Annotated in this window: 10 protein-coding genes; 5 read left to right on the forward strand and 5 right to left on the reverse strand. The window is 63.3% G+C overall.

Features of this window, described 5'->3' with window-relative positions; all coding sequences use genetic code 11:
- The first annotated feature begins 21 nt into the window (after positions 1 to 21).
- Both AC1DDS_RS11565 and rpoH read left to right on the forward strand, forming a co-directional pair.
- The gene (locus AC1DDS_RS11565; protein WP_477479036.1) at positions 22 to 1,050 is read left to right on the forward strand and encodes an RluA family pseudouridine synthase; all 1,029 of its coding nucleotides are present in this window, start codon (positions 22 to 24) and stop codon (positions 1,048 to 1,050) included.
- A 268-nt stretch (positions 1,051 to 1,318) separates the two neighbouring features.
- Positions 1,319 to 2,224 carry an RNA polymerase sigma factor RpoH gene (gene rpoH, locus AC1DDS_RS11570; RefSeq protein WP_477479037.1) on the forward strand — a complete coding sequence of 302 codons (906 nt, stop codon included), beginning with the start codon at positions 1,319 to 1,321 and terminating at the stop codon, positions 2,222 to 2,224.
- 85 nt (positions 2,225 to 2,309) lie between these two features.
- Here the strand turns inward: rpoH and AC1DDS_RS11575 are convergent, their stop codons facing one another.
- Both AC1DDS_RS11575 and AC1DDS_RS11580 read right to left on the reverse strand, forming a co-directional pair.
- Positions 2,310 to 4,541 (reverse strand): hypothetical protein, encoded by a 2,232-nt coding sequence (locus tag AC1DDS_RS11575; RefSeq protein WP_477479038.1) that lies wholly within the window; start codon positions 4,539 to 4,541, stop codon positions 2,310 to 2,312.
- Positions 4,542 to 4,611: 70 nt separating this feature from the next.
- The gene (locus tag AC1DDS_RS11580) at positions 4,612 to 5,916 is read right to left on the reverse strand and encodes an adenylosuccinate synthase (RefSeq protein ID WP_310421911.1); all 1,305 of its coding nucleotides are present in this window, start codon (positions 5,914 to 5,916) and stop codon (positions 4,612 to 4,614) included.
- Positions 5,917 to 6,109: 193 nt separating this feature from the next.
- Between AC1DDS_RS11580 and AC1DDS_RS11585 the strand changes: the two genes are divergently transcribed.
- The 3 genes from AC1DDS_RS11585 (at position 6,110) to AC1DDS_RS11595 (ending at position 10,181) form a co-directional block, all read left to right on the forward strand.
- Positions 6,110 to 6,997: a DMT family transporter gene (locus AC1DDS_RS11585; protein WP_477479039.1), complete on the forward strand. Its 888-nt coding sequence runs from the start codon at positions 6,110 to 6,112 to the stop codon at positions 6,995 to 6,997.
- A 273-nt stretch (positions 6,998 to 7,270) separates the two neighbouring features.
- Positions 7,271 to 9,091 (forward strand): methyl-accepting chemotaxis protein, encoded by a 1,821-nt coding sequence (locus tag AC1DDS_RS11590; protein WP_477479040.1) that lies wholly within the window; start codon positions 7,271 to 7,273, stop codon positions 9,089 to 9,091.
- A 127-nt stretch (positions 9,092 to 9,218) separates the two neighbouring features.
- Positions 9,219 to 10,181 carry a mitochondrial fission ELM1 family protein gene (locus tag AC1DDS_RS11595; RefSeq protein ID WP_477479041.1) on the forward strand — a complete coding sequence of 321 codons (963 nt, stop codon included), beginning with the start codon at positions 9,219 to 9,221 and terminating at the stop codon, positions 10,179 to 10,181.
- A 120-nt stretch (positions 10,182 to 10,301) separates the two neighbouring features.
- On the opposite strand, the gene serA is transcribed toward AC1DDS_RS11595, so the two are convergent.
- The 3 genes from serA to AC1DDS_RS11610 form a co-directional block, all read right to left on the reverse strand.
- Complete coding sequence (gene serA / locus AC1DDS_RS11600) at positions 10,302 to 11,897, reverse strand: phosphoglycerate dehydrogenase (RefSeq protein ID WP_477479042.1); 1,596 nt, start codon at positions 11,895 to 11,897, stop codon at positions 10,302 to 10,304.
- A 75-nt stretch (positions 11,898 to 11,972) separates the two neighbouring features.
- A complete protein-coding gene (locus AC1DDS_RS11605) occupies positions 11,973 to 13,154 on the reverse strand; it encodes a phosphoserine transaminase (protein WP_477479043.1) in 1,182 nt (393 codons plus the stop codon).
- Positions 13,155 to 13,330: 176 nt separating this feature from the next.
- Positions 13,331 to 14,173, reverse strand: coding sequence for an outer membrane protein (locus tag AC1DDS_RS11610; RefSeq protein ID WP_477479044.1), 843 nt, complete (start codon positions 14,171 to 14,173; stop codon positions 13,331 to 13,333).
- Positions 14,174 to 14,210: the final 37 nt, after the last annotated feature.

Below are 14,210 nucleotides of genomic sequence, written 5' to 3' on the forward strand. Positions count from 1 at the left end.
GACAGGCAGGACAATCTTTGAATGAGCGACCCCTTTAAACAAGCCGACGACACAAGGAAAGTCCTGACCGCTGGTGAGGATGCCGCAGGCCGCCTCGATGCGTGGCTGGCCGATGCGCTCGGCGGCGAATATTCCCGCAGCCGCCTCAAGGCGCTGATCGAGCAAAGCGCCGTCCTCGTCAACGGCACGGCCGTCACCGAACCGAAGCGCAAGGTGCATCCCGGCGACGCGATCGAGATCACGCTTCCCGAGCCCGAAGACCCCGAGCCCAAAGGTGAGGATATTCCGCTGGAGGTCCTCTACGAAGACGACGATCTGATCGTCGTCGTCAAGCCCGCCGGACTCGTCGTCCATCCGGCGGCCGGCAACTGGACCGGGACGCTCGTCAACGCCCTGATACACCATTGCGGCACGAGCCTCTCAGGCATTGGCGGTGTCCGTCGCCCCGGCATCGTTCACCGGCTGGACAAGGAGACAAGCGGCGTCATGGTCGCCGCCAAGAACGACGCGGCCCACCGGCATCTCTCCGCGCAATTCGCCGACCACGGCCGCAGCGGCCCGCTGGAGCGCGCCTACCAGGCAGTCGTCTGGGGGCGCCCGAAACAGTTACGCGGCACGATCGACGCCGCCCTCGGCCGCGCCGGCGATCGCACCAAGCGCGCCGTGAAGCGCGAGGAAAGCGAAGACGCGCGCGAGGCGATCACCCATTACGAGGTGGTCGAGCGCTACGGCGAGAAGCCGGATGCGACCTGCCTCGCCTCATTGGTCGAGTGCGAACTGGAAACCGGCCGCACGCACCAGATCCGCGTGCACATGGCCCATATCGGCCACCCACTGATCGGCGATCCCGAATATGGCGCCGCCTTCAAGACGAAGGCGAACCTTCTTCCAGAACAGGCGCGGGCCGTCGTAAACGGCTTCCACCGCCAGGCGCTGCATGCCTTCATGCTGCAGTTCGAGCATCCGGCAACAGGCGAGGTGATGCGCTTCGAGGCGCACGCCCCGGACGATCTGGAGACGTTGCTGGAGGCGTTGCGGGCGATGAACTGATCCGCGTCGGACGGGCGCTACCCTTGAAAATCGGGCCCGACAGCACGAAATATTGTCTTGACCGCACAAGCCGCACAATCATTCCGGTTTTCACCGCATCGTGAAACGACCGGCGCTTGAACCATTGTTTCGCCACACCTATCTTACAGTCTGTCGGGGTCGCCAAGTCCCGTCCCGGAGCATGATCACAAACGGGAAACCGATCCGGATCAAGCTCCGCTGAAGGCTTGCCTACAGAGGAAGCCGTACCAAGGAAGGGGGGTGCTTTATGGCCCGCAATACATTGCCATCCATTACGGCCGGTGAAGGCGGTCTCAACCGCTATCTCGACGAAATCCGCAAGTTTCCCATGCTTGAGCCGCAGCAGGAATACATGCTCGCCAAGCGCTACCAGGAACATGACGACCGCAACGCCGCCCATCAGCTGGTGACAAGCCATCTGCGCCTCGTGGCGAAGATTGCAATGGGCTATCGCGGCTACGGCCTGCCGATCGGCGAAGTCATTTCCGAGGGCAATGTCGGCCTGATGCAGGCCGTGAAGAAGTTCGATCCCGAGCGCGGCTTCCGCCTGGCCACCTATGCGATGTGGTGGATCAAGGCGTCGATCCAGGAATACATCCTGCGCTCCTGGTCGCTGGTAAAGATGGGCACCACCGCCAACCAGAAGCGGCTGTTCTTCAACCTGCGCCGGATGAAGAGCAAGATCCAGGCGATCGACGACGGTGACCTGAGGCCCGACCAGGTGGCGGAAATCGCCAAGAAGCTGCAGGTTTCCGAAGAGGAAGTCGTGTCGATGAACCGTCGCCTGTCCGGCGATGCCTCGCTGAACGCGCCGATCAAGGCCAGCGAAGGCGATTCCGGCCAGTGGCAGGACTGGCTCGTCGACGACCGCGACAGCCAGGAAGAGACGCTGATCGAGCAGGACGAGCTGGAAACCCGCCGCGCCATGCTGGCGCGTGCCATGGCCGTGTTGAACGAACGCGAACGCCGGATCTTCGAAGCAAGGCGCCTTTCCGAGGATCCGGTGACGCTGGAACAGCTCTCGTCCGAGTTCGACATCAGCCGCGAGCGTGTTCGCCAGATCGAGGTCCGCGCCTTCGAGAAGGTGCAGGAAGCCGTCCAGAAGTTTGCCACCGAACAGGCCAAGTCCCTCCGCGTCATCGAGGATGCGTAGGCGGCGATAACCCGGCGGCACAACAGCAATGAACGAAGAGCCCGGCGTCACCGCCGGGCTCTTCGTATTTGGCATATGTCGTAAGTTATTGGCTGTTCGCCGTCGGCCCCAGCGCCGACCAGGCGTTCATCACCGAAGTGAACACTTCCGCCCCGGTCGTGCCCTTTTCCAGCGTGATCAGGGCGCGCCGGCCGTTGCGATAGGTGATCGGGATATCGATCCAGTCGCGGCTCTTGAGCAACTCGGTGTTGCGTGTGATCGCGTCCGGGAAGTCGTTGAGCGCGATCATATGGAAGTCCTCGGTGATCTTGGCGGGGACCGCGATCAGCGGGTCGCCGCGATCCTGCTCCGTCTGCTTCATCGCCACGCGCTGCACGCTGTCGATGCTGCCGCCGTCGAACTCCGCCGGCAGCGCGAAGACGATCTCGACGAGGTGGCTCGCCGGAAGCGACTTGTCGGCGTTGCGCCGAAGCGTCAGTTGTGCGGTCAGGCCGTTCGATGGGACATTGACCTGTGCATGGATTACCGGCTCCGGCTTGGCATCGCCACCCGGCGACTCCTCGCCCTTGGACCAGACCACGGTGCCGTCGATCGCCGTCGGCGCAGATTGGCCGAGACGTTCCTCATAGAGGAACATTTTCTGCGAAACCCCGACTGGCGGCTGTTGGGCCGTAGCGCCCGCAGTCGTTGCGTTCTGCGCCGTTGCAGGAGCAGTCGCTGGCGGAGTACTGGCTGCGCCCTGCCCGGCCGTGTCGGTCGCCGGCGCGGCACCGGCAGACGTGCCGGCATCCGGCGCACCGTCGGTCGCCGTGGCTGCTCCGTTGGTGCCGCCGGCCGAAGCGGCCGCTCCGGCAGATGCAACCTCGGTGGATTGCTCGGCTACTGACTTGCCTTCTTCCGTGGTGATCTCGCCCGCGACGACGGCCGGTCCCTCGTCGATCTCCGTGCCGTCCGCAAGCAGGCGCTGCGTGAACTTCGACTTGCCGGTCTCAACGGAGGCGACCTGCGTGCCCGCCGTCTCGCTCTGGCTCTGGTCGCCCGTAGCCGCACCGGATCCGCCATCGGCAACGCCCGTTTCACCCGACGGGGTCGCGGCCGGCACGACCAGATCGCCGATCATCTGGTCGACGGTGTCACGGTTGAGCCAATAGGCCGCTCCTGCGCCGCCGATCACCGCAATCGCCGCCACCGCGGCACCCATCACGGCGAAATTGATCTTGCGCTTGCGCGGTTCGGCCCGAAATGGCCGCTGTCCGTTGCGCACCGCCTCGGTGATGCCCGCAGGCCCCGGCGCATCAGGCTCGGTCGCGGCGCTGGCGCCCGCATTCTTGCCCGGCTGATAGCCGATCAGATCCTCAAGGTCGCCCCAGGCATTGTCCTTGGCGTTCGTCTGCTCGGGCTTCAAATCGCCGGTCGTCGCCTCGTCCGGCCAACTCCATTCCGTCGGCGGCTCGACTGGGACTTCCGTGGACGCAAAGTCCTGAGCGTGCTCCTCACGGGCGATCACCTCGTGGGCGGTCACTTCGTCCGGCTCGGCATCCGCCGGTTCGTCGTTCCATTCCCACGGCATTGGCGCCGCTGTACCGCCAGACGCCTCGGGCGCAGCCGAACCAACAGCATCGGGAGCGGCAGGCTCGTCGTGGACAAAGGTGGCAGGCGCGTCGTGGACAGACACGTCGGGGTGGGACGCAGCGGCCTGTTCGGCAAAGGCGGTATGATCATTGGCCGGATCTTCGACGGGCTGCAGGCCAATGAACGAGGGCCCCTGGTCCTCGGCCTCGACGGCCGCGTCGGGATGCGCCGTTTCGTCCCGCGCGGGAACGTCTTCCTGCGGCAGGCTTGCGGTCTCCTCCGCCCAGTGCTGGGCTGCCGGTTCGGGCTCGGCTGGCCGGAACGCAGGAGCCGGCTCGATGACCGGCGGTTCCGGCTCCTCGACCGGCTCTTGCGAGACGGTCGGCGGCTCTGCCATCACGGGCTGTTCTTGTGGAACAGCCTCGGTGATCGGCTCCGGTGGCGGCTCGGCAGTCTCGGGCGGCTCCGGCACCTCGGCCGTCTCGATCGCAGCCGGAGCGCTCTCTTCGATGGGCGCCTCTTCTGCCGGAAGAGCCTCGGCGTGCTCGCTCTCGACCTCCGTGATCGCCGTTTCGAGCTTGTCGAGCTGACGCTGGACGAGTTCGTCCGATGGGCGCGGGTTCATCGCCTCGAGTTGCCGGCGCACCGCACCCCGAGCCTTGTCGTAGACCTTGCCCCGCATGTCCGGAGAATTGTCCGTGAGGCCATCAACGGCCCTACGAATGACTGCTACAAAATCCGCCATAAGAACTTTCTCGTGATCTCCGGCCTTTCGTTACTGCGAATCCAGTCCGGAACGGGTGTCAAATCAAATCCTAGTCCTCGAAGGGATCGGTCACAAGTATGGTGTCGTCCCGCTCGGGGCTGGTCGAAAGCAGCGCCACCGGCGCTCCGATCAGTTCCTCGACCTGGCGGACATACTTGATCGCCTGCGCCGGCAGATCGGCCCACTTGCGCGCGCCGACTGTCGACTCTTTCCAACCTTCCAGCGTGATGTACTTCGGCACGACGCGTGCCTGTTGGCCCTGGCTCGCCGGCAGGTGGTCGATCTCCTCCCCGTCAAGCGTATAACCGACGCAGATCTTCAGTTCATCCAGGCCATCGAGAACGTCGAGCTTGGTCAGCGCGATGCCGGTGATGCCGTTGGTGGCAACCGACTGGCGCACGAGCGCGGCGTCGAACCAGCCGCAGCGGCGCTTGCGGCCGGTGACGGTGCCAAACTCACGGCCGCGCTCGCCGAGGAACTGGCCGATTTCGTCGGTCAGTTCGGTCGGGAACGGCCCCTCGCCGACGCGGGTCGTGTAGGCCTTGGTGATGCCGAGGATGTAACCGAGCGCGCCCGGGCCCATGCCGGAGCCGGCGGCGGCCTGTCCGGCGACGGTGTTGGAGGAGGTGACGAAGGGATAGGTGCCGTGGTCGATGTCGAGCAGCGACCCCTGCGCGCCTTCGAACAGGATGCGCGAGCCGGCCCGGCGCTCCTTGTCCAGCATCAGCCAGACCGTGTCGCGGAAAGGCAGCACGCGGTCGGCGACGGAGGTCAGTTCCTGCATGATCGCGTCATGGCTGATTTCCTGTTCGCCGAGGCCGCGGCGGAGGGCGTTGTGGTGCGTCAGCAGCCGTTCGACCTTGGCCGACAGCGTCTCGAGATCGGCGAGATCCATGACGCGGATGGCGCGGCGGCCGACCTTGTCTTCATAGGCCGGTCCGATGCCGCGGCGCGTGGTGCCGATCTTGACACCGCCGTTGCTGTTGGCCGCCGCATCCTCGCGGATGCCGTCGAGTTCACGGTGCAGCGAAAGGATCAGCGTCGCGTTGTCGGCGATGCGCAGATTGTCGGGGGTGATCGTGACGCCCTGACCCGCAAGCTTCTCGATCTCCGCGCAGAGCGCGTGCGGGTCGATGACGACACCGTTGCCGATCACCGCCATCTTGCCGGGGCGGACGACGCCCGAGGGCAGCAGCGAAAGCTTGTAGCTCGTGCCGTCGATGACCAGCGTGTGGCCGGCATTGTGGCCGCCCTGAAAGCGCACGACGATATCGGCGCGCTCCGAGAGCCAGTCGACAATCTTGCCCTTGCCTTCATCGCCCCACTGGGACCCGATCACCACGACATTGGTCATTTCGTCTTTCCTGCTTCTTGCGCGCTTGCTCGCGCACTCTTTACAAACCCGCGCATCTATACTGTGTAGTTTTTCCGAAAGCGACCCTGTTATAGGGATGCAACCCGCTTTTTGCGTGGCGGATTCGGCAAATACGACCTAACGCAGTGCCCGCTCCCTCGTTCGCAAACGCCCCGCCGATCGGAATATTGCCTTGAACAGCAAAGCCTATCTCTATCTCTGCGTCACTACCCTCTTCTGGGGCGGCAACTCCGTTGCCGGCAAACTGGCGGTCGGCCATGTCAGCCCGATGATGCTGACGACACTGCGCTGGTTAATCGCTCTTTGCGTCATTCTTGCGTTCATGCGGCCGCAGATCAAGCGCGACTGGCGGAAAATCAAGGCACACTTCCTGCAGCTTTTCCTCTACGGCGCATTCGGCTTCATGCTGTTCAACGCGCTTCTCTATTCCGCGTTGAAGCATACGAGCGCCATCAATGCGGTGATCGAGCAGGCGGGCATTCCCATGCTCATCTTCGTCTTCAATTTCCTCCTTTTTCGCATTCCCGCCTCTCCCGCCCAGATCGTCGGCTTCTCCGTGACCTTGATCGGCGTACTGACGACCGCGGCCCATGGGGACTTAAGCTCGCTGGTGGACTTGAGATTCAACTTCGGCGACATACTGATGCTGTTCGCCTGCATCGTCTACGCAGCCTATACGGTCTCGCTGCGCTGGAAACCGGCGATGCACTGGCAAAGCTTCATCGCCGTCCCCGTGTTTGGTGCACTGGTCAGCTCGCTGCCGCTTCTTTGGTGGGAGGCGGCACACGGCGGAATGATCGTGCCGGACACGACCGGCTGGATCGTCGTTCTCTACGCCGCGATCTTTCCCTCGCTGATGTCCCAGGTTCTCTGGGTGCGCGGAGTGGAAATGATCGGTCCTAACCGTGCCGGCCTTTTCATCAATGCCATTCCGGTTTTCGGCATGCTCCTGTCCGTCCTGCTCATCGGCGAGAGCCTGCAGGTCTTTCATATGTTCGCGATGTGCCTCGTGCTGGGCGGCATTGCCGTTGCCGAATGGGGCCGTCCGAAGCAGGACTGATCCAAGTCGCGGCTTCAGCGCCGGTGCCAGAGAACCGTCCCCCGATGCGCACGGCGGCGCCAGAACTGCATTTGCCGATCCTCAAATTAGGGAGGCGGCATTTAACATTGGTTAGGCTTTTGCTGGTCAGTTCAGAGCGTTCCTTGGAGTGCTATGCGTCGATGTAGACGTGCGAAGGCAGCTCTAAAATCCTGAAACTGCGCGGAATGCCTCCTCTCGAAAGCCAGTCGGCCTGCGGGAATGCATGCCTGCATCCCCCCGGAGGGCTGACACTTGAAAAATCTCAAAATATCGACACGCATCTACCTTCTGACCGCCTTGGCGCTTCTCTTCATGGCGGCGGCAATGACCTACAAGACGATCGACGCCAACGAGGAAATCGCGGCCGAGCGCCGCGCCATGCTCCAGAACGTCACCGCGACGGCGATCTCCGTCATCGCCGGCTACGAAGAACAGGAAAGAAAGGGCGAACTCTCCCGAGAGGAGGCCCAGAAATACGCACTCGAAAACGTCATGGCGATGCACTTCGGCGCCGACGGTTACTTCTTCGTCAATAGCTTCGACGGCAAGATGATCGGTCATCCGGTGAACAAGGAGCTGGTCGGAAAGGACGTGACGGGGCAGAAAGACATCAACGGCAAACTGTTCCAGGCCGAGCTCATCCGCCTTGCCCAGAACCCGGGCAGCGGCTACGTCAACTACCACTGGACTAAGCCTGGCCAGTCTGGAACCGTCGAGAAGTATGCCTATGTCGCCGGCTTCAAGCCTTGGGGCTGGGGCATCGGCACCGGCGTCTACGCCGACGATCTGGCCGCCCAGGCACAGACGACCCTGATCGTCACCGTCATCATCACCGGGCTTGCCGGACTGGCAACGCTCGCGGCTGCGCTTTCCATCGGCCGCTCGATCAGCCTGCCGATCGAGCGGCTCAAGGACGTGATGCTCGAGGTCTCCAAAAACGACACCCGGTCCGAAGTGCCAGACACCGGACGCAAGGACGAGATCGGCCACATGGCCGATGCGCTGGTGCTGCTGCGCGATTCAGTCATCGAACGCAACCAGCTCGAGATCAGCCAACGCCAGCAACAGCAGGTGATCGACAACGAACGCAATGCCTCTGCCGAGCATCAGGCGGCCGTATCCCGGAGCCAGGCCCATGTCGTCGACCAGATTGGCGCGGCGCTCGAAAAGCTCGCCAGCGGTGATCTGACCTTCCAGGTCGGCGACCTTGGGGCCGACTACGAAAAGCTCCGTCGCGACTTCAACGGTGCGGTTGCCGCATTGCGGTCCACCATCACCGCGATCGCCGACTCCACCAGTGTCGTCAACAGCAGCGCCGCCGAAATCAGCAAGGCCAGCAACGATCTTTCACAGCGCACCGAGCAACAGGCCGCTTCGCTTGAGGAAACCGCCGCGGCTCTCGACGAAATCACCTCGGCCGTGCAGAACTCGACGGTCCGCGCGGAAGAAGCCAAGCGCATGGTTGCCGAAGCCCGCAATGGCGCATCCGCCTCGAGCGAGGTCGTCCGCAATGCGATCGATGCGATGGGACGGATCGAGAGTTCATCCTCCAAGATCGGCGAGATCATCGGTGTGATCGACGACATCGCTTTCCAGACGAACCTGCTGGCGCTCAATGCAGGCGTAGAGGCGGCGCGCGCCGGCGAGGCCGGCAAGGGGTTCGCCGTTGTTGCCCAGGAAGTGCGCGAACTTGCCCAGCGCTCGGCCAATGCCGCCAAGGAGATCAAGGCGCTGATCAACAGCTCCACCACCGAAGTCTCCGCCGGCGTCGACCTCGTCGAAGCCACCGGAACTTCGCTGTCCGACATCGAGCGACGTGTCAACGAGATCAACGACCGCATCGTCGCGATCGCAACCGCAGCCCAGGAGCAATCCGTCGGCCTGCGTGAGATCAACACCGCGATCAACCAGATGGACCAGATGACGCAACAGAACGCGGCAATGGTTGAGGAAACCTCGGCCGCCAGCCAGACGCTTGCCGGCGAGAGCGCCCAGCTTGCAAGCCGCATTGCGCAGTTCCAGTTGCAACCCGGACAGCAGCAGCAGAGCTACGCGGTTCGCCGCGCGGCGTAAGCAGCACCGAATATACTGCCGACAAAGAGCCCGCCCCCACACACGGTGGCGGGCTCTTTCATTCCGGGCATCCGCCGGTCCATGCCATTGTCTCGTTACGCCAGGTGTGCGAACTTCTTTGAAGACGATGAAGGATGAAAACTGGGGCCCGCGCCAATTGATAGCCTGGACCGTTAGCGAACCGAAAATCGGAACCTTGTCGCAATGTGTCGCCGTTGCCCGCCACTTCGATCCCAGCCCGACGGAGAAAACATTCATCGCCGGGCGAGGTTTTCGCAGGATATTTGATCCACCGCTGTTTCGGCGCTCGGAACGCGCACCGGACCTCATCATCTCGTGTGGCTTTCGCGCCGAGAAGCGGGCAATGAGGATCAAGGCCGCCTATGGGGGCACCCCGTTGACGGTTCATCTTCAGCCGCCAAAGATCGACGGCTACGACATGGTTTTCGTGTCGCGCCATGGATGGAGGCCCGAATTCGAAGGCCGGCCTGGCTATTTCCAGATGCTCGGCGTGCCGCATCGTTTCTCCGCCCAGTTCTGGCAGGAGCGGCGTGCGGCTGCGCGGGAGATATACGCGCCCGAGGACGAGAAAGTGGCTGCAGTCTTTGTCGGCGGCCCGAACGACGCCTATGACTATGACGCGCCAGCGCATGAAGCCATTGCGTCAGCGGTGAACGGGCTGGTCGGACAGAACTGGAAGGTCCTGATATCAGTATCGCGTCGGTCCACCGACCAGACCTTGCAGGCGCTCCTCAAGCTTCGTTCGAAACAGGTGGTCGTGTGGGACCGGTCAAGTCAAAATCCCTACATCGAGTTCGTCGCCGCTGCTGATGCATTCCTGATCGCCAAGGACTCCATCACGATGCCATGCGAGGCGCTGTCCACGGGACGTCCGGTCTACGTGCTTGAGCTCACCCAGGTTCCCGGGGAACGGCTGGAGAAGTTCGAGTGGTATCATCGCGACCTGCAGGAAACCCTCAGGTTGACGCGGTCCTTCAACGGCGAGTTGGCACCGTACGACTACCTGCCCCCTCGCGAAACCGACAGGATTGCGGGTATCATCAAGGAGCGGCTGGCGGACGACGGGTAGAAAAGCCCTGTCGGTCAGGCAATCGGCGGCTGGCGATCGGCACCCCAAGACCCGAGTCAAAAGGCCCACCCGGTTTCCCGGGCGGGCCTCTCTTCTCGTCATGCTTGGGAGGAGACGATATCAGTCGACGTTGAAGACGAGCGGCTTGGCCTGGCGGATCGCCGGATGAGCCGTCAGCGTGTCGAGCACCTCCTGCTTCACCGGCTCATCGACATAGAGCAGTGCGATCGCATCACCGCCCTGCTTGTCGCGGCCGAGCTGGAAGTTGGCGATGTTTACGCCGCCTTCGCCCAGCGTCGTGCCGATGAAGCCGATCATGCCCGGCACGTCGGTGTTGGCGATGTAGATCATGTTGGCGCCGACGTCGGCATCCATGTTGATACCCTTGATCTGGATGAAGCGCGGCTTGCCGTCGGAGAAGACGGTGCCGGCGACCGAGCGCGTCTGGTTGGCGGTCTTGACGGTCAGCTTGATGTAGCCGTCGTAGACACCGGTCTTGTCGCGCTTAACCTCGGAGAGGATGATGCCCTTCTCCTTGATCATGATCGGCGCCGAAACCATGTTGACGTCGGCGACCTGCGGGCGGATCAGGCCGGCAAGCACCGCGCTCGTCAGCGCCTTGGTGTTCATCGTCGCCGTCTGGCCGTCGTAGAGGATCTCGATCTCCTTGATGGCGCTTTCGGTGACCTGGCCGACGAAGGCGCCGAGCACGTCGGCGAGCTTGATGAACGGCTTCAGGATCGGCGCTTCCTCGGCGGTGATCGAGGGCATGTTGATGGCGTTGGAGACGGCCCCCTTGACGAGGTAGTCCGACATCTGCTCGGCCACCTGGAGAGCGACGTTTTCCTGCGCTTCCGTCGTCGAGGCGCCGAGGTGCGGCGTGCAGACGACGTTCGGCAAGCCGAACAGCGGGCTCTCGGTGGCAGGCTCGACGGCGAACACGTCGAAGCCGGCGCCGGCGACATGACCGGACTTTATGGCTTCGGCGAGTGCTGCCTCGTCGACAAGGCCGCCGCGGGCGCAGTTGATGATGCGCACGCCCTTCTTGGTCTTCGCCAGGTTTTCCTTGCCGAGGATGCCGCGGGTCTTGTCGGTCATCGGCACGTGCAGCGTGATGAAGTCCGTCTTGGCGAGCAGTTCATCGAGCTCAACCTTGGTGACGCCCATTTCCTGGGCGCGCTCGGCCGACAGGAAGGGGTCATAGGCCAGCACGTGCATGCCGATGCCGATCGCCTTCTTGCAGACGATGCCGCCGATATTGCCGGCACCGATGACGCCGAGCGTCTTGCCGGTGATCTCGACGCCCATGAACTTCGACTTTTCCCATTTTCCCGCCTGGGTCGACAGGTCGGCGGCCGGCAGCTGGCGGGCGACGGCGAACATCAGCGCGATGGCGTGCTCGGCGGTGGTGATCGAGTTGCCGAACGGCGTGTTCATGACGATGATGCCGCGACGCGATGCAGCCGGAATGTCGACGTTGTCGACGCCGATGCCGGCGCGGCCGATGACCTTGAGGTTGGCCGCCGCCGCGATCAGCTTTTCCGTCGCCTTGGTGGCAGAACGGATGGCGAGGCCGTCATAATTGCCGATGATCTCGGCAAGCTTGTCCTTGTCCTTGCCGAGCTGCGGCTGGAAATCGACTTCGACGCCGCGGTCGCGAAAAATCTGGACGGCGGTTTCCGACAGTTCGTCGGATACGAGTACGCGAGGTGCCATGAAGGCCTCCTTCATTCGTGCGATAGGAATTTGAGATCGGGGTGGCCTCGCCCGAAGGCGGGGCCGGTCGCGCAATCAGGCCGCAGCCTTGGAAAGCGATGCCTTCTGGGTCTGATAAGCCCAGGTCAGCCAGGGCAGCAGCGCCTGGATGTCGGCGGTGTCGATCGTCGCACCCGCCCAGATGCGAAGGCCGGACGGCGCGTCGCGGTAGGCGCCAATGTCATAGGCAACGCCTTCCTTCTCGAGGAGGGCGACGATACCCTTGGCGAAGGTGGCCTGCGCGTCGGCTTCGAGCGCCAGCACGTCCTTGTCGGCAATCGTCAGGCAGACGGAGGTATTGGAACGGGTTTCCGGAACCTTGGCGAGGTTGGCGATCCAGTCGTTGTTCTCGACGAAGTCGAAGATCGCCTGGGCGTTGGCGTCGGCCCGCCCCCTCAGCGCCTTGAGGCCGCCGATCTGTTTGGCCCAAAGCAGCGCGTCGATATAGTCCTCGACGCAGAGCATCGACGGCGTGTTGATCGTCTCGCCCTGGAAGATGCCCTCGATCAGCTTGCCGCCCTTGGTCATGCGGAAGATCTTCGGCAGCGGCCAGGCCGGCGTGTAGCTTTCCAGCCGTTCGACGGCGCGCGGCGACAGGATGATGACGCCATGGGCGCCCTCGCCGCCGAGAACCTTCTGCCAGGAGAAAGTCACGACGTCGAGCTTGGCGAAGTCGAGGTTCTGCGCAAACGCGGCCGAAGTCGCGTCGCAGATCGTCAGGCCCTGGCGGTCGGCCGGGATGAAGGAGGCGTCTGCAACGCGCACGCCGGAGGTCGTGCCGTTCCAGGTGAAGACCACGTCGCGATCGAAATCGACGGCGGAAAGGTCGGGAAGCTCGCCATAGGCGGCTTCGAATTTGCGGACGTCGGCGAGCTTGAGCTGCTTGACCACGTCGGTGACCCAGCCGGCGCCGAAGCTTTCCCAGGCGAGCATGTCAACGCCGCGGGCGCCGAGCAGCGACCACAGCGCCATTTCGACGGCGCCGGTGTCGGAAGCGGGCACGATGCCGATGCGGTAGTCGGCCGGCACTTCCAGGACTTCGCGGGTGAGATCGATGGCCTGCTTGAGCTTGGTCTTGCCGATCTTGGCGCGGTGCGAGCGACCGAGCGGAGCATCAGCGAGGGCTTCGAGCGACCAGTTGGGGCGCTTCGAGCAGGGGCCAGAAGAGAAATGGGTATTGTTCGGACGCACGTCCGGCGGGGTGACGGTCTTCGTCATGATGGCTATCCTTCCAGATAGAAAGCCCTTCGTTGGGGAAGGGTGTCCCGCCGCCGCAAATATGGGAGCGGTCTCTCTGAGTCAAGCCGATTATGTCGCGAGGAGAAAAATTCCTGCCGCAAATGGAAGCAGCGCGGGAACCAGCCCGCGCCGCGCAATCATCGGTTTAGAACACTTTACCAGGTCGTGACGCGGATACCGGCGCGAATCTCGTGCCGCTGGAACCCGTCATCGCTGGCCTTCGTGCCGGATGCGCCCAATGACTTTTCAAGGCTGTTGTAGCCGAACATCTTGCCGCCATCGATGTCCGAATAGCGGTAGCCGACGTCGAGCTTGACGCGGTTCGTCAGATCATAGGAGGCGCCCGCCATGAGCGCATAGGTGAAGCGCCAGCTTTCCTCGCCGGGATTGGTCATCTTGCCCTGAGCGGTGCTGCTGCAGGCGCCGGCGCCATCGACGCAGGTCGCACGGGTCGTGAGGTCGTCCCACTGGATGTTGGTGGCACCGATACCGGCACCGAGATAGGGCGTAAAGCCGGCATAGGTCCCGAGATCGACATAGCCGTTCGCCATGACGCTGATCGCGTCGAACCCCGAATCGTGGCTGAAGTCGCAGCCCGTGCCCGCATTCTCGTCCGGGCACGGTTGATTGATCCCCGACTCGGCATCGAAGCTGGAGTTGAAGAAGTCTGTCGTCAGGTCGGCGCGCAGGAAATTGTTGAACTGGTAGCCCATGCCGAAACCATAGGAGAACGGCTTCGAGAATCGGCTGTCGTCGAAGCTTTCCCCGCTTGTGCTGCCGGTAAACGGATCGACATAGGTATAGGATGGATTGCCGCCACTTATCGATACGGAGTAGCCGAGGTCGCCGCGGATGTACCAGCCCTGTGCGGCGGCGATCGTTCCCATGTCGACTTCCGGCGCCTGGACCACCGGATAGAGCTCGCCGCCAGCTTGGGCGCCGGTTGCCGAGAGGCCGGCGATCAAAGCGGCACCGAGAATTGTCTTTCGAACGATCATGTTTCGCCCCCACGCGACGGCCATAGGTCGGGCCGGT

This window comes from Mycoplana sp. 10N416, assembly GCF_056394765.1.

What these genes read in the sequence shown, in the direction of transcription:
- AC1DDS_RS11575 (WP_477479038.1), bottom strand. Translation starts at nt 4,541, where the DNA reads ATGGCGGATTTTGTAGCAGTCATTCGTAGGGCCGTTGATGGCCTCACG.
- AC1DDS_RS11605 (WP_477479043.1), bottom strand. Translation starts at nt 13,154, where the DNA reads ATGACGAAGACCGTCACCCCGCCGGACGTGCGTCCGAACAATACCCAT.
- rpoH (WP_477479037.1), top strand. Translation starts at nt 1,319, where the DNA reads ATGGCCCGCAATACATTGCCATCCATTACGGCCGGTGAAGGCGGTCTC.
- AC1DDS_RS11595 (WP_477479041.1), top strand. Translation starts at nt 9,219, where the DNA reads ATGAAGGATGAAAACTGGGGCCCGCGCCAATTGATAGCCTGGACCGTT.
- serA (WP_477479042.1), bottom strand. Translation starts at nt 11,897, where the DNA reads ATGGCACCTCGCGTACTCGTATCCGACGAACTGTCGGAAACCGCCGTC.
- AC1DDS_RS11610 (WP_477479044.1), bottom strand. Translation starts at nt 14,173, where the DNA reads ATGATCGTTCGAAAGACAATTCTCGGTGCCGCTTTGATCGCCGGCCTC.
- AC1DDS_RS11580 (WP_310421911.1), bottom strand. Translation starts at nt 5,916, where the DNA reads ATGACCAATGTCGTGGTGATCGGGTCCCAGTGGGGCGATGAAGGCAAG.
- AC1DDS_RS11565 (WP_477479036.1), top strand. Translation starts at nt 22, where the DNA reads ATGAGCGACCCCTTTAAACAAGCCGACGACACAAGGAAAGTCCTGACC.